At 62.0% G+C, this 17,831-nt stretch carries 18 protein-coding genes and 1 pseudogene; 8 read left to right on the top strand and 11 right to left on the bottom strand.

Features of this window, described 5'->3' with window-relative positions; all coding sequences use genetic code 11:
- The first annotated feature begins 1 nt into the window (after window position 1).
- The 3 genes from ubiG (at window position 2) to V1289_RS18985 (ending at window position 2,298) form a co-directional block, all read left to right on the top strand.
- Complete coding sequence (gene ubiG, locus V1289_RS18995; RefSeq protein WP_334398305.1) at window positions 2–772, top strand: bifunctional 2-polyprenyl-6-hydroxyphenol methylase/3-demethylubiquinol 3-O-methyltransferase UbiG; 771 nt, start codon at window positions 2–4, stop codon at window positions 770–772.
- Between the two features lie 96 nt (window positions 773–868).
- Window positions 869–1,150, top strand: a complete 282-nt coding sequence (locus V1289_RS18990) for a GIY-YIG nuclease family protein (protein WP_334398304.1) — start codon at window positions 869–871, stop codon at window positions 1,148–1,150.
- A gap of 248 nt (window positions 1,151–1,398) precedes the next feature.
- Complete coding sequence (locus tag V1289_RS18985) at window positions 1,399–2,298, top strand: DMT family transporter (RefSeq protein ID WP_334398303.1); 900 nt, start codon at window positions 1,399–1,401, stop codon at window positions 2,296–2,298.
- Window positions 2,299–2,352: 54 nt separating this feature from the next.
- Here the strand turns inward: V1289_RS18985 and V1289_RS18980 are convergent, their stop codons facing one another.
- From V1289_RS18980 to V1289_RS18960, 5 genes are all read right to left on the bottom strand, one after another.
- Window positions 2,353–2,739 carry an EamA family transporter gene (locus tag V1289_RS18980; protein ID WP_334398302.1) on the bottom strand — a complete coding sequence of 129 codons (387 nt, stop codon included), beginning with the start codon at window positions 2,737–2,739 and terminating at the stop codon, window positions 2,353–2,355.
- A 134-nt stretch (window positions 2,740–2,873) separates the two neighbouring features.
- Window positions 2,874–3,353 carry a DUF1178 family protein gene (locus tag V1289_RS18975; RefSeq protein ID WP_334398301.1) on the bottom strand — a complete coding sequence of 160 codons (480 nt, stop codon included), beginning with the start codon at window positions 3,351–3,353 and terminating at the stop codon, window positions 2,874–2,876.
- Window positions 3,350–4,228: a carbon-nitrogen hydrolase family protein gene (locus tag V1289_RS18970; protein ID WP_334398300.1), complete on the bottom strand. Its 879-nt coding sequence runs from the start codon at window positions 4,226–4,228 to the stop codon at window positions 3,350–3,352. The genes V1289_RS18975 and V1289_RS18970 overlap by 4 nt, the downstream gene beginning before the upstream one ends.
- Window positions 4,225–4,500 carry a glutaredoxin 3 gene (gene grxC / locus V1289_RS18965; RefSeq protein WP_334398299.1) on the bottom strand — a complete coding sequence of 92 codons (276 nt, stop codon included), beginning with the start codon at window positions 4,498–4,500 and terminating at the stop codon, window positions 4,225–4,227. Before grxC ends, V1289_RS18970 begins: the two co-directional genes overlap by 4 nt.
- 28 nt (window positions 4,501–4,528) lie before the next feature.
- Window positions 4,529–5,338 carry a ComF family protein gene (locus tag V1289_RS18960; RefSeq protein ID WP_334398298.1) on the bottom strand — a complete coding sequence of 270 codons (810 nt, stop codon included), beginning with the start codon at window positions 5,336–5,338 and terminating at the stop codon, window positions 4,529–4,531.
- Window positions 5,339–5,416: 78 nt separating this feature from the next.
- Here V1289_RS18960 and V1289_RS18955 point away from each other — a divergent pair, with 78 nt between their 5' ends.
- Window positions 5,417–6,268 carry a methyltransferase domain-containing protein gene (locus V1289_RS18955; protein ID WP_334398297.1) on the top strand — a complete coding sequence of 284 codons (852 nt, stop codon included), beginning with the start codon at window positions 5,417–5,419 and terminating at the stop codon, window positions 6,266–6,268.
- Window positions 6,269–6,382: 114 nt separating this feature from the next.
- Here the strand turns inward: V1289_RS18955 and mutT are convergent, their stop codons facing one another.
- The 3 genes from mutT to V1289_RS18940 form a co-directional block, all read right to left on the bottom strand.
- Window positions 6,383–6,793 (bottom strand): 8-oxo-dGTP diphosphatase MutT, encoded by a 411-nt coding sequence (gene mutT, locus V1289_RS18950; protein WP_334398296.1) that lies wholly within the window; start codon window positions 6,791–6,793, stop codon window positions 6,383–6,385.
- A gap of 15 nt (window positions 6,794–6,808) precedes the next feature.
- On the bottom strand, window positions 6,809–8,050 hold the full coding sequence (gene argJ / locus V1289_RS18945; RefSeq protein ID WP_334398295.1) for a bifunctional glutamate N-acetyltransferase/amino-acid acetyltransferase ArgJ: 1,242 nt from the start codon (window positions 8,048–8,050) through the stop codon (window positions 6,809–6,811).
- Window positions 8,051–8,222: 172 nt separating this feature from the next.
- Window positions 8,223–9,167 (bottom strand): peptidylprolyl isomerase, encoded by a 945-nt coding sequence (locus tag V1289_RS18940; protein WP_334398294.1) that lies wholly within the window; start codon window positions 9,165–9,167, stop codon window positions 8,223–8,225.
- Between the two features lie 369 nt (window positions 9,168–9,536).
- On the opposite strand from V1289_RS18940, the gene secA reads away from it, so the two are divergent.
- The gene (gene secA, locus V1289_RS18935; protein WP_334398293.1) at window positions 9,537–12,374 is read left to right on the top strand and encodes a preprotein translocase subunit SecA; all 2,838 of its coding nucleotides are present in this window, start codon (window positions 9,537–9,539) and stop codon (window positions 12,372–12,374) included.
- A 184-nt stretch (window positions 12,375–12,558) separates the two neighbouring features.
- Here secA and V1289_RS18930 read toward each other — a convergent pair whose 3' ends face one another.
- Entirely contained in the window at window positions 12,559–13,272 is a 714-nt protein-coding gene (locus V1289_RS18930) for a hypothetical protein (RefSeq protein ID WP_334398292.1), read from the bottom strand.
- A gap of 235 nt (window positions 13,273–13,507) precedes the next feature.
- Between V1289_RS18930 and V1289_RS18925 the strand changes: the two genes are divergently transcribed.
- The gene (locus V1289_RS18925; protein WP_334398291.1) at window positions 13,508–14,359 is read left to right on the top strand and encodes a PrsW family glutamic-type intramembrane protease; all 852 of its coding nucleotides are present in this window, start codon (window positions 13,508–13,510) and stop codon (window positions 14,357–14,359) included.
- Window positions 14,360–14,435: 76 nt separating this feature from the next.
- Here the strand turns inward: V1289_RS18925 and V1289_RS18920 are convergent, their stop codons facing one another.
- Window positions 14,436–15,326 carry a LysR family transcriptional regulator gene (locus V1289_RS18920; protein ID WP_334398290.1) on the bottom strand — a complete coding sequence of 297 codons (891 nt, stop codon included), beginning with the start codon at window positions 15,324–15,326 and terminating at the stop codon, window positions 14,436–14,438.
- A gap of 102 nt (window positions 15,327–15,428) precedes the next feature.
- Between V1289_RS18920 and V1289_RS18915 the strand changes: the two are divergent.
- Window positions 15,429–16,423: pseudogene (locus V1289_RS18915) on the top strand (aldo/keto reductase).
- Between the two features lie 64 nt (window positions 16,424–16,487).
- Here the strand turns inward: V1289_RS18915 and V1289_RS18910 are convergent.
- Window positions 16,488–17,414 (bottom strand): LysR family transcriptional regulator, encoded by a 927-nt coding sequence (locus tag V1289_RS18910; RefSeq protein WP_334398289.1) that lies wholly within the window; start codon window positions 17,412–17,414, stop codon window positions 16,488–16,490.
- Between the two features lie 147 nt (window positions 17,415–17,561).
- Here V1289_RS18910 and V1289_RS18905 point away from each other — a divergent pair, with 147 nt between their 5' ends.
- Window positions 17,562–17,828 (top strand): hypothetical protein, encoded by a 267-nt coding sequence (locus V1289_RS18905; protein WP_334398288.1) that lies wholly within the window; start codon window positions 17,562–17,564, stop codon window positions 17,826–17,828.
- Window positions 17,829–17,831: the final 3 nt, after the last annotated feature.

Below are 17,831 nucleotides of genomic sequence, written 5' to 3'. Positions count from 1 at the left end.
CATGGCCATGCAACAAAATTCTTCCGCCAACATGTCAGGCGCTTCCACCAGCACCGTCGACCCCGCCGAAGTCGCGAAATTTTCGAAACTGTCGGACGAGTGGTGGGATCCCCGCGGCAAGATGGCGCCGCTGCACAAGATCAATCCGCTGCGGCTGACCTATATCCGCGATGCCGCCTGCCGCAAGTTCGAGCGCAACGTCAAAAGCCTGAATTGCCTGTCCGGCCTGCGCATGCTCGATATCGGCTGCGGCGCCGGCCTGTTGTGCGAACCGTTCACCCGGCTGGGTGCTCAGGTGATCGGGATCGATCCGTCCGCCACCAATATCGCGGCGGCAAAGCTGCATGCCGACAAGGGCCATCTGTCGATCGACTATCGCTGCACTACGGCGGAAGAGATGGATGTGCGTGAACGCTTCGAGATCGTATTGGCGATGGAAGTGGTCGAGCACGTCACCGATGTCGGCGTGTTCCTCAACCGCTGCACGGCGATGCTCAAGCCGGGCGGGATGATGGTGATCTCGACGCTCAACCGCAACTGGAAGAGCTTTGCGCTGGCGATCGTCGGCGCCGAATACGTGCTGCGCTGGCTGCCGCGCGGCACCCATCAATGGGACAAGTTCGTCACCCCCGACGAACTCGCCCAGCATCTGGCTGACAACAAGCTCGCCATCACCGAGCAGGCCGGCGTGGTCTACAACCCGCTCGCCGACAAATGGAACATCTCGTCCGACATGGACGTGAACTACATGGTGGTGGCGGAGGGGGGTTAAAAAGGTATCTCGTCGTCCCTGCGAAAGCAGGGACCCATAACCACCGGCCCGCGTAATTGAGCACGAACATTTCCACATCCAACCTCTGTTTCGAGCATGTACTACGTCTACATCCTCGCGAGTCGGCGTAACGGCACCCTCTATATTGGCGTGACCAATTCCTTACAAAAGCGGCTGGAACAGCATCGCGATGGGCAAGGCTCGTCGTTCGTTAAGACTTACCGGGTGTTTCGGCTCGTATATGTCGAGTCTTATGATCGCGCAGACGAAGCAATCACTCGCGAGAAGCAGCTGAAACGGTGGAAGCGTGACTGGAAGATCGAACTGATCGAGCGCGAGAATCTTGAATGGCGCGATCTCAGCGATTTACTGGTTTAGCGCAGGTGTTTTCGTTAGCCCGAGACCTTCCCGCGGGTCGTCCCTGCGAAAGCAGGGACCCATAGCCACCGATGTCGAGATAGAAAAAGGCGATTGCCGGCGTGCCTTTTAGCGGGGGCCGCGGCGTATGGGTCCCTGCTTTCGCAGGGACGACGACGGGGGATGTCGTATGCAATCGTGAAGGTTGACCGCATGCCTCGCGCCCGGCACGGTGGCCGCCATTTCAGCCGGTCAACGAATCCCCGCACATGTTCAGCATCGCCTCGCTCTGGATTCCCTTCACCATTACTGCCGCGCTCGGCCAGGTCGCGCGCAATGCGATGCAGCGGTCGCTGACGGGGCCGCTCGGCACCTGGGGCGCGACCAATATCCGCTTCCTGTTCGGCTTTCCGTTCTCGATTGTGTTCTTTGCGGTCGTGATCGCCGTGACCGGCGACCATGTGCCGTGGCCGACGGCCCAGTTCTGGCCGTGGCTGCTGCTCGGCGCGCTCACCCAGATCACCGGCACCGGCATGATGCTGCTCGCCATGAACGACCGTTCGTTCGTGGTGACGACGGCTTACCTCAAGACCGAAGCGATCCAGACCGCGATCTTCGGTTTCGTGTTCCTCGGCGATCATCTGACCTGGCTCAAGGTGATCGCGATCCTGATCGCGACGGCCGGCGTGGTCATTGCTGCGCTGCGGCCGGGTGCCGGAAAGGGCTTTGCGGATTTGAAGCCGACGCTGCTTGGCCTTGGCGCGGCCGCGTCGTTCGCGTTGTCCGCGGTCGGCTTTCGCGGTGCTGTTATCGTGGTGCCCGGCGTGTCGTTCGTGACGGCGGCGTCCTACACGCTGGTGTTCGGGCTGTTCGTGCAGACGCTGGTGCTGACGATCTATTTGTTGTTCCGCGCGCCCGACGTGCTCAGGAAGATCCTCGGATTGTGGAGGCCCTCGATGCTCGCGGGCTTCATGGGCGCGTTCGCATCGCAGTTCTGGTTCCTGGCGTTCGCGCTGACCGCCGCCGCCAACGTCCGCACACTGGCGCTGGTCGAAGTATTGTTCGCGCAGGGCGTGGCGTATTATTCGTTCAAACAGCCGCTGTCGGCGCGCGAATTGTCCGGCATCGTGCTGATCGTGATCGGCGTGGCGCTATTGGTCGCGGTCTAGTCAACGCTTGAAAGCGATCAGCACGGCACCCGCGGCGATCAGCGCGATGCCGAGCTAGCCGTTCAGCGACGGCCGTTCGCCCAAAAACACCACGCCGAACAGCGCCACCAGCACGACGCTCAATTTGTCGATCGGCGCCACCAGCGTGGCCGGGCCGAGTTTTAACGCGCGGAAATAGCAGATCCAGGAGGCGCCGGTGCCGAGGCCCGACAGCACCAGGAAGATCCAGCTCCTGGTCGAGATCGGTCCGAACTGATTGAACTGGCCGGTCGCGAACAGGATCAGCGCCAGGCTGAACAGCACGACGACGGTGCGGATCAGGGTGGCGAGATCGGAATTGATGTCCTCGACCCCGATCTTGGCGAAGATCGCGGTCAGCGCCGCGAAAGCGGCGGAGAGCAACGCCCAGACCAGCCAGGAAGGAAAGGTGTCGGGGCTCATGAGGTATCCTTCAAACGACACCGCCCGTCATTGCGAGGAGCGAAGCGACGAAGCAATCCCTACTTTCTGTGCGGAAAAATGGATTGCTTCGCTTCGCTCGCAATGACGTGGAGCCGCCAGCTACCGTTAACGCATCAATTTCGGTCGTCCGGCAGTACCGGCAGCGGCGACACCTCGACGCCTTCGTCGATCAGCGCGCGCGCTTCGTCCGGCGAAGCTTCGCCATAGATCGGGCGGTGCTCGATATCGCCATAATGCATCTTGCGCGCTTCGTTGGGGAAGCGCTCGCCGACATTGTCGGCGTTTTTCACGATGTGATCGCGCAACTCCTTGATCTTGGCGCGCAGCTCGCGCTCCTGCGCCATCAACAGCGGCGTCGATCCCGGCGCCGCTACCTCTGTGGCTGCAACATCCGCAGGTGCTGCGGGCGCGGCACTTTCGCGGCCCTTCTTGCTTACGATCTGCGGGGCCATGATGGCCCGCTCGACCTTGGCCGAACCGCAGGCCGGGCAGTTCACCAGTTTGCGCTTTTCCTGGGTTTCATAGGCCGAGGAACTCTGAAACCAGCTCTCGAACGTATGGCCGCGCTCACAGCGCAGGTTATAGCGGATCATGCCGATCCCCGGACGAGATGCAGATGTTCCGGACCGGCCTTGGGGTCGGCGATGCCAAAACGCCGACCGTGCTGCAGCGACGGCACGGCTTTGCGCGCCGTCTCGACCTTGGTGGGATCGATCCTGGCGAGGAAAACCCCGGGCTCGACGCCGCCCTCGGCCAGCACGACGCCCCAGGGGTCCACGATCAGCGAATGGCCAAACGTTTCGCGCTTGTTCTCGTGCATGCCGGCCTGAGCGGCCGCGAACACGAAACAGCCGGTCTCGATGGCGCGGGCGCGCAACAGCGTATGCCAATGCGCCTCGCCGGTCTTGCGGGTGAAGGCCGAGGGCACCGTGAGATACGACGCGCCGCTTTCGGCGAGCGCGCGATAGAGCGCGGGAAAGCGCACGTCATAGCAGATCGTGAGCCCGATCCGGCCCCATGGCAGGTCCGATATCACGGCGGTTTCGCCGGGCTGGTAATTGGCGGACTCGCGATAGCTCTCGCCGCCGGGCAGATCGATGTCGAACATGTGGATCTTGTCGTAGCAGGCGAGCAAATTGCCGTCAGGTCCGATCAGGAACGAGCGGTTGACGGCGCGCTCCGGCGAAAAGCGCAGCGCCAGCGAACCGATATGGATGTGGATCTTCAATTCGGCCGCAAGCGCGCGATAGGCCTTCAGCGACTTGTCGTCCTCTTCGGGCGCGAGATGTTCGAACAGCGCCTTGCGGTTCAACTGCATCATGTTGCTCACCTCGGGGGTGAGCACATAGTCGGCGCCTTGCGCCGCCGCCTCGCGGATCAGTTTTGTCCCCTGCTCGAGGCTGGGCTCAGGCAACAATCCGGTGCGCATCTGCACCATTGCTGCGGTGAAAGTGTTGTCAGTGCTCATGAGCCGGCCTTTTCGCCCGCCAGCAGCCCATCGAGCCTGCCCTCGCGGTCCAAGGCGTAAAGCTCGTCGCAGCCGCCGACATGGGTTGCGCCGATGAAGATCTGCGGAAAGGTCGAGCCGGCGCCGGCGCGATCCCACATCTGCTGTCGAAGTGTCGGGTCGGTCGCGACATTGAACTCGGTGAATACGGCATTCTTGCGCGTCAGCAACGATTTGGCGGCGGAGCAATAGCCGCAGCCCGGACGGGTAAAGATTTCGATGGCAGCGGTCATGACGCGCTCTGTTGTTGAGGGTTGCCGATTATATGGGAGCTTTATGGGTGTCCACAACCCGCGCAAATACCAGCACGTCGACTGCGGCGGCCTTGGCGCGCAATAACGCCCGCGCGCAGGCATCTACCGTGGCGCCGGTGGTCAGGACGTCATCGACCAGAATCACCCGGCGGCCGGCGATGTCGGCGCTCCGGTCGCTGGCGACCTTGAACGCGCCCTGGACGTTGCTGGCGCGCTGCGACCGGGACAGGCCGATCTGCTGCTCGGTGGCCCGGACACGGCGGAGCGCTTCGGAGGCTAGTTTCACGCCGCTTTGCCTGGAAATGATGCGCGCCAGTGCACCGGACTGGTTGTAGCGGCGGCTCCAGCCGCGCCGCCAATGCAGGGGAACCGGGACCAGTATGTCGGCTTGGTTAAGTAATTCCTGACCCGCCCGCGCCATCCAGCGGCCCATCGCGGGCGCCAGATCGGTGCGGTCCTGGTATTTCAGCGCATGCACCAGCGTGCGCGCGACATCGTCATAGCGCACCGCGGCGCGGGCGCGCGCATAGGCCGGCGGATTGGCGATCGCTTCCATCGACAATAATTCGGGGCCGGGATCGTAGACAAAGGGAATGCCGAGCCGAGGGCAGAACGGCGGCGCGATGAACGACAATTTTGCCCAGCACTCGGCGCAGACGCCTTCGCCGTCGACCGGTTCGCGGCAGGCCACGCACAGCGTCGGCAGCGCGATGTCGAGCGCCAGCCACGCCGTGTGGGCCCACACGCCACGGGCGGCGTTCAATGCGCCGCGCAAATGGCCGGTAATTGAGCGTGGTGGTGATGCCTCGGCGTCCATGGGCGAAAGCTAACGCCGCGGAGCGCGATGCTCAAGTGGCGGATTGCCAGATGTTGCGGGATCGGAGTACCAACCGGCATGGCTGCAAACCCCAATGCCGCGCCCATCCTGTTCGACCGCGCCTTGCTGCGCGCACGGCAGGCGCGTGCGCAGCGCGGCGAGCCTGCGACGTTCCTGCTCGACCGCGTCACCGAGGATATGGTCGAGCGGTTGCAGGTGGTGACGCGGAATTTTTCTGATGTCGCTGATGTTTGGACACCGGGCGCGGCGCTGCAGGAATTGCTGCGCGGTCGATTCAAGTCGGTCGGCCATGTCGGGCTGGGAGATTCCGAGACCCTCCCGCTGCAGCCGGAATCGCTCGACCTCGTCATCTCCGCGCTAGCCTTCCAGTTCGTCAACGATCTGCCGGGCGTGCTGGCGCAAATCCGCTGCGCGCTAAAACCCGACGGGCTGCTGCTGGCGGCGATGATCGGCGGCGATACGCTCACCGAGCTCAGGCAAGCCTTTGCGCAAGCCGAGGCCGAATGCGAAAGCGGGGTGTCGCCGCGGGTAGCACCGTTCGCCGATCTGCGCGATGCAGGCAGCCTGCTGCAGCGCGCCGGATTTGCGCTGCCGGTCACCGACGTCGATCGCACAGTGGTGCGCTACGACAACGCCTTCGTGCTGATGGAAGACCTGAGACGGATGGGCGCGACCAATGTCATGATCGAGCGGCGGCGGACGCCGACCCGCCGCACCACCCTGTTGCGGATGTCGCAGATCTACGCCAACCGGTTTTCCGATCCCGACGGCCGCATCCGCGCCACCTTCGACGTGATCTGGCTGTCCGGCTGGGCGCCACATGAAAGCCAGCCAAAACCGCTGCGGCCGGGTTCGGCGAAGGCGAGTCTGGAAGCGGCGGTGAGGAAAGCTGCACCCAAATCAACCTGACCCGTCATTGCCGGGCTTGACCCGGCAATCCATCCACTTCGCATAGCTCTTTCTCAAGTTCGATGGATGCGCGGGTCAAGCCCGCGCATGACGAGTGTGGGCGTTGCGGCCAGTTCACATCAGCAAATCGATCAAATGCGGGATCAGCGGGATGTCCGCCGGCGGCATCTTGTAGTCGCGCAGTTTGTTGGCGCGGACCCAGGCCAGTTGCTGGCCTTCGCGCGCGGTCACCTGGCCTTCCCAGCGCCGGCAGATATAGAGCGGCATCAGCAGATGAAAACTGTTATAGGCATGGCTGGCGAAGGTCAGCGGCGCCAGGCACGGCTCGCTGACGGTGATGCCGATCTCCTCGTGCAATTCGCGGATCAGCGTTTGCTCGGGCCGTTCGCCGGGCTCGAGCTTGCCGCCGGGAAATTCCCACAAGCCGGCCAGCGCCTTGCCGTCCGGGCGCTGCGCGATCAGCACCCGCTTGTCGGCATCGACCAGCGCGCAGGCGACCACGAGGGTAAGTTTGATGTCAGCCATGCGCCGATGTTTCGCTCACGACCGGTAGTCGCCATTGATCGCGACATATTCCTTGGTGAGGTCGCAGGTCAGCACGCGGTCGCGGCCCTTGCCGAGCCCAAGGGCGATCTTGATCTGGATCTTCGGGTTCTTCATCACTTCGGAAACTTCCGCCTCGTTATAGGACGGATCACGCGCGCCGCTCCTGGCGACGCGGATGCCGTTGAACGAGATCGAAAGCTTGTCGCGGTTGGCGGGCTCGCCGGCCTTGCCGACCGCCATCACCACGCGGCCCCAATTGGCGTCCTCGCCGGCGATCGCGGTCTTCACCAGCGGCGAATTCGCCACCGACATCGCGATTTTGCGCGCCGAGGCCTTGGTGGTCGCGCCGTCGACGATGATCTCGACCAGCTTTCGCGCGCCTTCGCCGTCGCGGGCGACCTGTTCGGAGAGGTCGGCCAGCACCGCGTGAAACGCCTTGGTGAAGGCCTTCAGCCTGGGATCGCCGGCGCGGCTGATTTTCGGCGCGCCGGTGGCTGCGGCAGCGCCGGTGGCAAAGGCGAGCAGGGTGTCCGATGTCGAGGTGTCGCTGTCGATGGTAAGGGCATTGAACGTGTCTTCGACGCCGCTCTTGAGCAGCGATTGCAGCACGCTTGAGGACAGCGGCGCGTCGGTGAACACGAACGACAGCATGGTCGCCATGTCGGGCATGATCATGCCGGCGCCCTTGGCCATGCCGTTGATGGTGACCTTGGCCTTGCCGAGCTTGACGGTCCTGGTCGCGACCTTCGGGAAAGTATCGGTGGTCATGATGGCCTTGGCCGCGCTCATCCAGTCGCCCGGTGATGCGCTTTCGGAAAGCGTCGCCAGCACGCCGTCGAATTTGGTCGCATCCAGCGGTTCGCCGATCACGCCGGTGGACGCCAGATACACCTCATTGGTGCTGCAGCCGACCGCCTTGGCAGCGATCTGCGCCGTCAGTGCGGTCGAGCTCTTGCCGGTCTTCCCGGTGAAGGCATTGGCGTTGCCGGAATTCACCACCAGCGCGCGGGCAGCGCCCTTGGCCAGTTTGGCGCGGCACCACTCCACCGGGGCGGACGGGCATTTCGACTTGGTGAAGACGCCGGCCACGGTGGTCCCCTTGTCCATCACCGCCAACAGGACGTCGGTGCGCCCCTTGTAGCGGATGCCGGCCGCTGCGGTCGCGAGCTTCACGCCCGCGATCACGGGCATATCGGGGACATCGGTCGGGGCGAGGGGGGAGATGGCGGTGGACATGGGGGCAAATCCGAAAGCGACAGGACAACAAAATGGTTCGTCATGGCCGGGCTTGACCCGGCCATCCACGTCTTTGCTCTCGCTGAACGATGCTTCAAGACGTAGATGGCCGGCACAAGCCCGGCCATGACGATCGTAAATACTATTGGCTTCGCCGAAGTGACAGCGAATTTTACTTCTTCGCCGGCGCCATCTTGGAATCGGCGGGCTTGGCCGGTTCTTTGGCCGCGTCCGGCTTGGCATCGGACTTGGCCGTCTCTTCCGGCTTGTCCATGCGCTCGACCTTGGCGGCTTCGCGCAGTTTTGCGACGTAATCGGCCTGCGCCTTGCGCGTCACATAGGTTTCGATCTGGGCCTTGACCTGCTCGAAATCGGGCGCCTTGCGGTTGCGCTTTTCCTCGACCTTGATGATGTGCCAGCCGAACTGCGACTTGACGGGATCGGAGATCTTGCCGGGCTCCAGCGCAAACGCGACCGCGGAGAATTCCGGCACCATCTGCTCCTTGGTGAAGAAGCCGAGATCGCCGCCGTCGGAGGCGCCGGGATCCTTGGACTTCTTTTTGGCCAGTTCGGCAAAATCGGCACCCTTGTCCAGTTCCGCCTTGACCGCCTTGGCGTCGTCCTCGGTCTCGACCAGGATGTGACGGGCGTGCACTTCCTGCTCGCCGGTGATCTGCTTGGAAGCGTCCTCATAGACCTTCTTCATGGCCTCGTCGGTGGTCGCAGCCTTGCCTTCGGTCGCCAGCAGGCTGTCCATCAGAAGCCGGCTACGCGTGAACGCCAGGCGTTTCTTGAAATCCTCGGAATTCTCGACCTTCTTGTCCTCGGCGGCCTTGGCGACGACCTTCAGGTCGATCAGGAAGGACAGCACGTTGTCCTTTTTGGTCGCCGGGTCCATCTGCGCGAGGCTGGGGCCGAGTTCCTCTTCGGCCAGGGCGACGTCGCTCTGGCGGATCTCCGCGCCGTTGACCTTGGCCAGCACGGGGTTGTCCTCGGCGCGGGCCGGCAGGCCCAAGCCCGGAGCAATGGCCAGAACCGCCGCCAGGCAGCCTGTTACGGCTAGGGAGGCCAAGCCGAAGCGCAGGCCGGTTTTCATTTCCGGGAACGGGGAGGTCATGCAAAATCCTTGTCTTGAAGATGGGATCCTAAAGGCGGCGGGACACTCGCCCAATCATGGGGCATTGGCAACGCGAAAAGTCTGTCAAAATGATGAATTCCCGGACAGGCCGGCGCCCCAAATCGGCGCCACCAGCCACGTTGACAAGCCCCTAACCCAGCCATATCTCTGCCCGATCGTGTCAACGGCGATAGCGCTTATTTTGCTGCGTTTTTGGCCGTTGAACCTTGGATTGCTTAATTCCCACTCATTAGGCGGATGACCCCTCGATTTGGGGCTTTTGCCGCGATGCGTCACGGTGAGTTGATAGGCAATCCGGTGGACCACGTCACGGCTGCAACGCAGAACCGCTAAAGACAGGAATTCGGTATGATCGGCGCGCTCGCCCGCAAGTTTTTCGGCTCCGCCAACGACCGGCGGGTGAAGGGATATCAGTCCCGCGTCAGCGCCATCAACGCGCTCGAGCCCGAGCTCGCCGCGTTGTCGGACGACGCGCTGAAGGCCCGCACCGCCGAATTCCGCCAGCAATTGGCCGAAGGCAAGAAGCTCGACGACATCCTGGTTCCGGCCTTTGCCACCGTGCGCGAGGCGGCCAAGCGTACCCTCGGCCAGCGCCATTTCGACGTCCAGCTGATCGGCGGCATGGTGCTGCATGAAGGCGACATCGCCGAGATGAAGACCGGCGAAGGCAAGACGCTGGTCGCAACGCTTGCGGTCTATCTCAACGCGCTGGCCGGCAAGGGCGTCCATGTCGTCACCGTCAACGACTACCTCGCCAAGCGCGACTCCGAATGGATGGGGCAGATCTATTCCTTCCTCGGCATGACCACCGGCGTGATCGTGCACGGGCTCGACGATGGCGAGCGCAAGAACGCCTATGCGTGCGACATCACCTACGGCACCAACAACGAATACGGTTTCGACTATCTGCGCGACAACATGAAGTACCGGCTGGAGGACATGGTCCAGCGCGCCCACTTCTACGCCATCGTCGACGAAGTCGACTCGATCCTGATCGACGAGGCGCGCACGCCCTTGATCATCTCCGGCCCGCTCGACGACCGCTCGGAATTCTACAACACCATCGACACCTTCCTGCCCAAGCTCGACAAGACCGATTACGACGTCGACGAGAAGCAGCGCACGGTGACGCTGACCGAAGCCGGCATGGAGAAGATCGAAACGCTGTTGCGCGACGCCGGCCAGCTCAAGGGCGATTCGCTGTACGACGTCGAGAACGTCTCGGTGGTTCACCACATCAACCAGGCGCTGCGCGCGCATTCCTTGTTCACCCGCGACAAGGATTACATCGTCCGCGACGACGAAGTCGTCATCATCGACGAGTTCACCGGCCGCATGATGCAGGGCCGCCGCTATTCCGAAGGTCTGCACCAAGCGCTGGAAGCCAAGGAGCACGTTCAGGTCCAGCCGGAAAACCAGACGCTGGCCTCGATCACCTTCCAGAATTATTTCCGGATGTACGAAAAGCTCTCCGGCATGACCGGCACGGCGCTGACCGAAGCCGACGAATTGTTCGACATCTACAAGCTCGAAGTGGTGGAAATCCCGACCAACGTGCCGGTGGCGCGTCTGGACGAAGACGATGAGGTCTATCGCACCCAGAACGAGAAATACGCGGCGATCCTGGCCGAGGTGGAGCGCGCCAACGCCCGGCTGCAGCCGGTGCTGGTCGGTACCGCCTCGATCGAAAAGTCCGAAGTGCTGGCCGATTACCTGAAGAAGAACGGCTACAAGCAGATCGATTTCGGCAGCGAACACGGCATGGAGAAGCTTTATGCCGCGGCGCGCGCGGGCAAGCCGGCAAAGCTGTTCGCGGTCCTGAACGCGCGCTTCCACGAACAGGAGGCGTATATCGTCGCCGAGGCCGGCGTGCCCGGCGCGATCACGATCGCGACCAACATGGCCGGCCGTGGTACCGACATCAAGCTCGGCGGTTCGCTCGACATGCGGATCCTGCAGGAGACCGTTGGCATTACCGACGAGGCCGAGAAAGCCGCCAAGATCGAACGCATCAAGGCCGATATCGAACGCTTCCGCGAACTCGTGCTGAAAGCCGAAGACGTCGTCGAGGTCGAGCCGGCCAAGGGCGCCAGGCCAGCGAAGACGGTTTCAAAACCGGGCGGACTCTACATCATCGGCTCCGAACGCCACGAATCGCGTCGCATCGACAACCAGTTGCGCGGCCGCTCCGGCCGTCAGGGCGACCCCGGCCGCTCGAAATTCTTCCTGTCGCTGGAAGACGATCTGATGCGGATCTTCGGCTCCGACCGGCTCGATTCCATGCTGACGCGGCTCGGCCTCAAGGAGGGCGAGGCCATCATCCATCCCTGGATTAACAAGGCGCTGGAAAAAGCCCAGCAGAAGGTCGAGGCCCGCAACTTCGACATCCGCAAGAACCTGCTCAAATTCGACAACGTCCAGAACGACCAGCGCAAGGTGATCTTCGACCAGCGCGTCGATCTGATGAAGGAGGACAGCGTCGCCGAGACGGTGGCCGACATGCGCCACGCATTCGTCGAGGATGTCGTCAACAAGCACGTGCCCGAGCATGCCTATGCCGAGCAGTGGGACGTGGCCGGCCTCAAGGAAGAATTGAAGCGTGTGCTCGACGTCGATCTGCCGGTCGACGCGTGGGCCAAGGAAGAAGGCATCGCCGACGAGGAACTGCTGTCGCGCATCGAGACGCGCGTCGACGAGCACATGGCGGCCAAGGTCGCGCAATGGGGCCCCGACGTGATGCGCTACGTCGAGAAAACCATCCTGCTGCAGACGCTGGATCATCTCTGGCGCGAGCATCTGGTGATGCTCGACCATCTGCGCCAGGTGATCGGCCTGCGCGGCTACGGCCAGCGCGATCCGCTGCAGGAATACAAGTCGGAAGCCTTCAGCCTGTTCGAGGCGATGATCGCGCATCTGCGCGAGGCGGTGACGGCGCAATTGATGCGCGTCGAGATCGTGCCGCCGGAGGAGCAGCAGCCGGTCTTGCCGCCGATGGAAGTCCACAAGCTCGATCCGAATACCGGCGAAGACGAGATGGCGTTCGCCAATGCCTCATTGGTGCCGGCCGCGGTCGGCGCCGATCGCGATCCCAAAAATCCCGCAAGCTGGGGCAAGGTCGGCCGCAACGAGGATTGTCCCTGCGGAAGCGGCAAGAAGTACAAGCACTGCCACGGCAAGTACGCGTAGGCTTGCGCTGACTGTCATCATCCGCGAAAGTGGATGATCCAGTACGCCGCGCTATCTCGATTGCTATCCAAATTCCCGGGATACTGGATGCCCCGCCTCGGCGGGTGCGACCCGCTTTTGCTGTGGCAGGGTATGTCCAACCGCGCTTGCTTCATCGTCCCGAAGCGGACGCTTGCCTCGTTAGTCAGCCCGAAGTGCTCTTAAATGCCTTTAACGCGAAAGCAATAGCGACGACCAATGCCAGAGCTACTATCATTGCAAGTAGCAGCATATTCCGCTCATGCTCGGTGAGGAGAAACTGCATGAGGAGGAAAATGAATATACCGAGGCCCGAGCCTGTGCGGCCAAAGCGCCGTGGTTGATTTTGCTTCGACGCTGTTGACGGCATCAACGGCTCGCGTTGCAGACCCTCTACTGCATGATAGTCCTGGTGGATAATCGCTGGGGCGAAGGCCCCACGATCGGCGCGCAGGTGCCAAATGTAGGCGCCGAGCATTGCTGGAATTGGAACGCCGTACGTCGTCAGGGCATCAAGCCAGTGCGGCATGTGAGCGGTAGTATCTCCGCCGTGGCCGCCCCAAATCGCGTCGCAGACGCAAAACACAAACCATGCCGAGATCGATAAGGCGCCATTCAGGAGTTTCTCGTCTGGTGCTATTTTCGCGGCAATGTAGCCCGCCGGAATCGGCGCCAGGAAGAAGATTAATGTCGTTGCGGCAAGGAGCCCAGTCGACGATTTCATCTGGCCGAAGATGGCCGCCACGCCTGCGGCCCCGTCCGACGAAATAGTTGCGCCAGCCCAATAAAGAACGATCGCGAGGACCCAGCCAGTCACAAAGAATATCCAATGCGCGAGGTTGGAAACGATAAACGCCTTTGGAGATATCATCCGGAGCATCAGTGCCTCACCGAGACGAAAGGGCTGCGCTGAATACAACCATAAATCAGTGAACAAAATTAAAGCTCAATCAACCAAAAGCTCTCGCATAGGTTGTCGAGTCTTTAATCATTCCGCTCGATGATGGCGACAGTGCCTTATGATCAGGCATGGCAGGCTCCCGCAAGCTTCGGCGTGAGGATACATGCATCGGCTCGGAATTCTGTTTTGTGCGACAGCTCCGTCACTCGTGCTCTTGCAGTACGGCATCGCCAAAGCGCGGGCCAGGTGGGACGACCGGACGATCTGGGAGGCATTCTTCAGTGGCGGCATGGCCACCATCTTCGTGCTTCTTCCCGAGATGCTGTTGAAGAAGGCGTTTCCAGTCGATGTCATGTCGCCGGTTCATGGCGCTGTGACGCAAGCATTCGTGATCGCGGCGATTCCGGAGGAGATCGCGAAGTTTGCTGCGATCCTTTACGCCATCAAGCGATATGGCGCTGGCGACGATCGGCATGACGTGATTACAACGTCGTTCGCAGTCGCGCTCGGCTTCGCTGCTATTGAAAATCTCGCCTACCTTCTCGCTCCCGGAGAGTGGCCGCTGTTGGCGGCAAGCCGGGCGGTGCTGGCCGTGCCGATGCATGGCCTCAACGGCCTTGCCATGGGTTCATTTTTGACGGTGGCGCAGTTTCATCCTCGTCAGCGGCGGGTCTGGCTCACGGCCGCCCTCGCCGTGCCGATGCTTCTGCATGCGGGCTACGATTTTCCGTTGATGCTGATCACCAGGAATGAAGCTTTCTTCGGCGTCCTTCCTGCCTGGTTCCTGATGGTGGTCCTATCGACCATCTGCGTTCTGTGCCTATGCAATAAGGTGAGAGCGTTTGCGGAGCGAGTCTATGTTCCGCTCAACGGGGCCTCCAGCCCTCGACTTTCCGGCGCAGTGTTGCTGCTGCTTGTGCCAATCCTGGCCAGTATCACCCTCGTCGGCGCTGGTAATTTTGGAATCGTGGGCGCCGCCGCATTCAGCATATTGCCAGCGATCTTGGGCATAGATCTGCTGCGCACGAGTTCGAAGGTTTCTCCTGCGGCGACGGCTAAGCGATAACATTCCTCCCTGCCATGCCGCTGTTGGCACATCGCGACATTTCGCTGCGCTGCGGAACTAGTCGGCTATCTCGATCTTAGCGAAATCGGAGCGCGTCTATGAGAAGTCGGAGCGCCGGAGAGAGCTGGCGTCGGCTTGGATAATAGATGTGATAACCCGGAAACGGCTCGCACCAGTCCTCCAAAACCCGGATCAACCGGCCGTCGGCGATGGCCTCAGCGGCCATGTCGTCCAGGCAGTATCCCAGGCCGAGCCCGTCGAGCACTGCGCGCAGAGCGAGGTTATTCGTGTTGAAGATCAACTGGCCTTCCACGCGTACTGTAATCGAGCGACCATCCTTGTCGAACTCCCAAGGCAACAGGCCGCCGTGGGTTGGCAGCCGTATGCCGATGCAATCGTGTTGTGTCAGGTCCTGCGGAGTTTCTGGCCGCGGGTGACGCTCGAAATAGGCCGGTGTGCCGACGATCGCCATGCGCATGTCAGGGGCGATCCGCACAGCAACCATGTCGCGCTCGACATGCTCACCCAACCGGATGCCCGCATCGAACCGTCCAGCGACGAGATCGGCTAGCATGTTATCGACATTCACCTCGATCTTGATCTCGGGATAGTCAGCTGCAAGGCGCGCCAAAACCGGATATATCACCGTGTAAGCAGCATGTTCGCTGGCAGTGAGCCGGATTGTTCCCGCAGGGATGTCGCGAAGCAGGTTCAGCGCGGACAACTCGGACTCAATTCCCTGGAGGTGCGGCAAGACAACGGTGAGCAGCCGCTCTCCGGCCTCGGTCGGCGCGACGCTGCGGGTGGTCCGTGCAAGCAGTCTGACGCCCAGTCTTTCTTCCAGGCCGCGCATCGCGTGACTGAGGGCCGATGGGGAAATGCCCAATCGTGCCGCCGCCTTGGTGAAGCTGTGAGCTTCTGCCACAGCAACGAATGCCGAGAGGTCGTTGAGGTTTTCGCGCGCCAATTGTGAATTTTCCTCACAAGCCCATCCCGATTTCCCTCTCTTATCGAAATAGTGCGGAAGCGCTACCTGGTCAATCTGACGGCACGAATGACGAGGTATGCAATGAAGACGCGGCAATTGGGAACCAACGGTCTCAAAGTCTCTGAAATAGGTTTCGGCTGCATGGGCCTGAATTCCACTTACAGCCACTCGCTCGCCAGTGAAGAGCGCATCGCGCTGATCCGATCGGCAGTCGATCTGGGCGTCACCTTCTTCGATACCGCCGAAATCTATGGTCCCTTTACCAACGAGAAGATTGTCGGCGAGGCTTTGCGCAACGTGCGCGACCAGGTCACTATTGCGACCAAGTTCGGCTTTGCAATCGATCCAACGACCAAGGCGAACACCGGCCTGAGCAGCCATCCGGACACCATCCGCAAGGCCGCCGAGGGATCGCTGAAGCGACTGGGTATTGAGGTCATCGATCTATTGTACCAGCATCGCGTCGATCCCAACGTGCCGATCGAAGATGTCGCCGGCACCGTCCGCGACCTGATCGCCGAAGGCAAGGTCAAGCATTTCGGCATGTCCGAGCCGAGCGTCGAGACGCTGCGCCGTGCCCATGCAGTCCAGCCCGTCACCGCGCTCCAGAACGAATATTCACGGTGGACGCGTGGCCCTGAGACCAACGGCATCCTCGGCGCCTGCGAAGAGCTTGGCATCGGCTTCGTGCCGTACAGCCCGCTGGGCAGGGGGTTCCTGACTGGCGCCATGTCATCGGAAACCAGGATTGCGGAGGGTGATTATCGAAAGCTTCTGCCCCGCTTTACACCCGAAGCGATGCAGAAGAACCAGGCGCTGGTCGACCTGCTGAAGCGGATCGCGCGCGAAAAGAACGCCACCCCGGCTCAGCTCGCGCTCGCCTGGCTGCTGGCGCAGCGCCCGTGGATCGTCCTATCCCAGGCACTACGAAGCTCCATCGCCTGCAGGAGAATATCGGCGCATCGACCGTCGAGCTGACCGCTGCCGATCTCGCCGAGATCGAACGCGCAGCTGCTGCGATCCAGGTCGAGGGCGACCGCTATCCCCCGCAGCTCCAGGCGATGATTGGTCGCTGATTGAGCTGCACTCTGCGGCCCTTGGTCGCCATACCCGATCATATCCAGCGAAGGATTGCCACGCTTACGCGGTGCGCGCCTCATCGCATGCCGTTGCAAGCTCCACCTGGAATTGTCGAATCTGCTCCCAGATGAAATCGATCACAAGACGCGTGCGTGGCGCGAGATGCCGTCGCGAGGGATAGAGCAGGCTGAACGGAATACCGGCAGCGGGAAAGTCCCTTAGTACGCGAACCAGCCTGCCATCGCGGAGGTCATCGGCCACTTCGACCAGAGCGAGATAGGCGATGCCGTATCCGGTCCGAGCGGCCAGGTGCACCGCACGCACGTCGTTGGCGAGAAAGCCGCCCGACACCCGAAAATTCTTGGAGCCATCCGGCGTAACAAAGGTCCAGACGTCCGAATTCGGTCCGACGCCGTGCACAATGCAGGTGTGGTTTGCGAGATCGGCGGGACTGGATGGTTCGCCGTGCCGCTTGATGTAGCTTGGCGCTGCCGCGGCAACGCGCACGGCGATCCCGCTATGGCGCACCACCAGTGACTCATCCTTGATCTCGCCGACGCGCAGGGCAAGGTCGAGCCGCTCTTCGATCATGTCGCCGAGCCGATCACCTACCACAAGTTCGACCTTCAACCCCGGATGATCGGCGAGCAAGATCGGCAGACGTTGCGCGAGAAAGCGGCTGGCCCTCACCGTGACACCCACCCGCACGAGCCCGACAGGTGAGGCGCTCTGCTGGCCGAGCGCTGCTTCCAGCCCGTCAACACCGTCCAGCACGGGCCGGGCCAGACCCAGCAGCATCTCGCCATCGTCGGTCAGGCTGAGCTTTCGCGTCGTGCGGTGAAAGAGGCGGACCCCGAAATGTTCCTCCAGCTGCGAGACCTGGCGGGCGACCGCAGCCTGGCTGAGCTCGCGCTCACGGGCGACGGCCGAAAACGAACCCGTCTCCACCACGCGGACCAGGATTCCGAGCGCGCCGAGAAGGTCCATCGATTTCCTCGAAGAACGCAAAGATCATTCAAGGAAATGTGGGCTAATCGCGCCGATTCAAGGGGATTATGTTGGCAAAAGCAGGCACGTGAACCAAGTCGCATTTCACTCTTGCGACGCAGCCCGGAAAAGAAAGCGGGGTGTCCGATGTCAAAGCTTCTCGCAATATTGGCCACTCTGAAGGCCACTCTCATCGCGGCCAGCGTCGCCTTTGCACGCGGCGACATGCTTCCGGTCATCCTGATCTCGATCTTGCTCAACCTTACCCAGTTGGGCGCGAAGCCGATTGGCGGTGTTGCGAGACCCGGTTGCGAGTCCGCCGAGCCAAGATCGAAACCGCTGACTTCGAATGCACGCAACCAAGTCTCTGGTGATGGTTATGGAACGACCAGAGATCCTCCAACATTTGGCTGACGC

This window comes from Bradyrhizobium sp. AZCC 2289 (assembly GCF_036924615.1).
In the GTDB taxonomy this organism is placed as follows: domain Bacteria; phylum Pseudomonadota; class Alphaproteobacteria; order Rhizobiales; family Xanthobacteraceae; genus Bradyrhizobium.
This window is presented reverse-complemented; position numbering and strand designations above follow the sequence as displayed.

Excerpts from the sequence above, each read along its gene's own strand:
- ubiG (WP_334398305.1), top strand. The coding sequence starts at position 2 with ATGGCCATGCAACAAAATTCTTCCGCCAACATGTCAGGCGCTTCCACC.
- V1289_RS18990 (WP_334398304.1), top strand. The coding sequence starts at position 869 with ATGTACTACGTCTACATCCTCGCGAGTCGGCGTAACGGCACCCTCTAT.
- V1289_RS18985 (WP_334398303.1), top strand. The coding sequence starts at position 1,399 with ATGTTCAGCATCGCCTCGCTCTGGATTCCCTTCACCATTACTGCCGCG.
- V1289_RS18980 (WP_334398302.1), bottom strand. The coding sequence starts at position 2,739 with ATGAGCCCCGACACCTTTCCTTCCTGGCTGGTCTGGGCGTTGCTCTCC.
- V1289_RS18975 (WP_334398301.1), bottom strand. The coding sequence starts at position 3,353 with ATGATCCGCTATAACCTGCGCTGTGAGCGCGGCCATACGTTCGAGAGC.
- V1289_RS18970 (WP_334398300.1), bottom strand. The coding sequence starts at position 4,228 with ATGAGCACTGACAACACTTTCACCGCAGCAATGGTGCAGATGCGCACC.
- grxC (WP_334398299.1), bottom strand. The coding sequence starts at position 4,500 with ATGACCGCTGCCATCGAAATCTTTACCCGTCCGGGCTGCGGCTATTGC.
- V1289_RS18960 (WP_334398298.1), bottom strand. The coding sequence starts at position 5,338 with ATGGACGCCGAGGCATCACCACCACGCTCAATTACCGGCCATTTGCGC.
- V1289_RS18955 (WP_334398297.1), top strand. The coding sequence starts at position 5,417 with ATGGCTGCAAACCCCAATGCCGCGCCCATCCTGTTCGACCGCGCCTTG.
- mutT (WP_334398296.1), bottom strand. The coding sequence starts at position 6,793 with ATGGCTGACATCAAACTTACCCTCGTGGTCGCCTGCGCGCTGGTCGAT.
- argJ (WP_334398295.1), bottom strand. The coding sequence starts at position 8,050 with ATGTCCACCGCCATCTCCCCCCTCGCCCCGACCGATGTCCCCGATATG.
- V1289_RS18940 (WP_334398294.1), bottom strand. The coding sequence starts at position 9,167 with ATGACCTCCCCGTTCCCGGAAATGAAAACCGGCCTGCGCTTCGGCTTG.
- secA (WP_334398293.1), top strand. The coding sequence starts at position 9,537 with ATGATCGGCGCGCTCGCCCGCAAGTTTTTCGGCTCCGCCAACGACCGG.
- V1289_RS18930 (WP_334398292.1), bottom strand. The coding sequence starts at position 13,272 with ATGCTCCGGATGATATCTCCAAAGGCGTTTATCGTTTCCAACCTCGCG.
- V1289_RS18910 (WP_334398289.1), bottom strand. The coding sequence starts at position 17,414 with ATGGACCTTCTCGGCGCGCTCGGAATCCTGGTCCGCGTGGTGGAGACG.
- V1289_RS18905 (WP_334398288.1), top strand. The coding sequence starts at position 17,562 with ATGTCAAAGCTTCTCGCAATATTGGCCACTCTGAAGGCCACTCTCATC.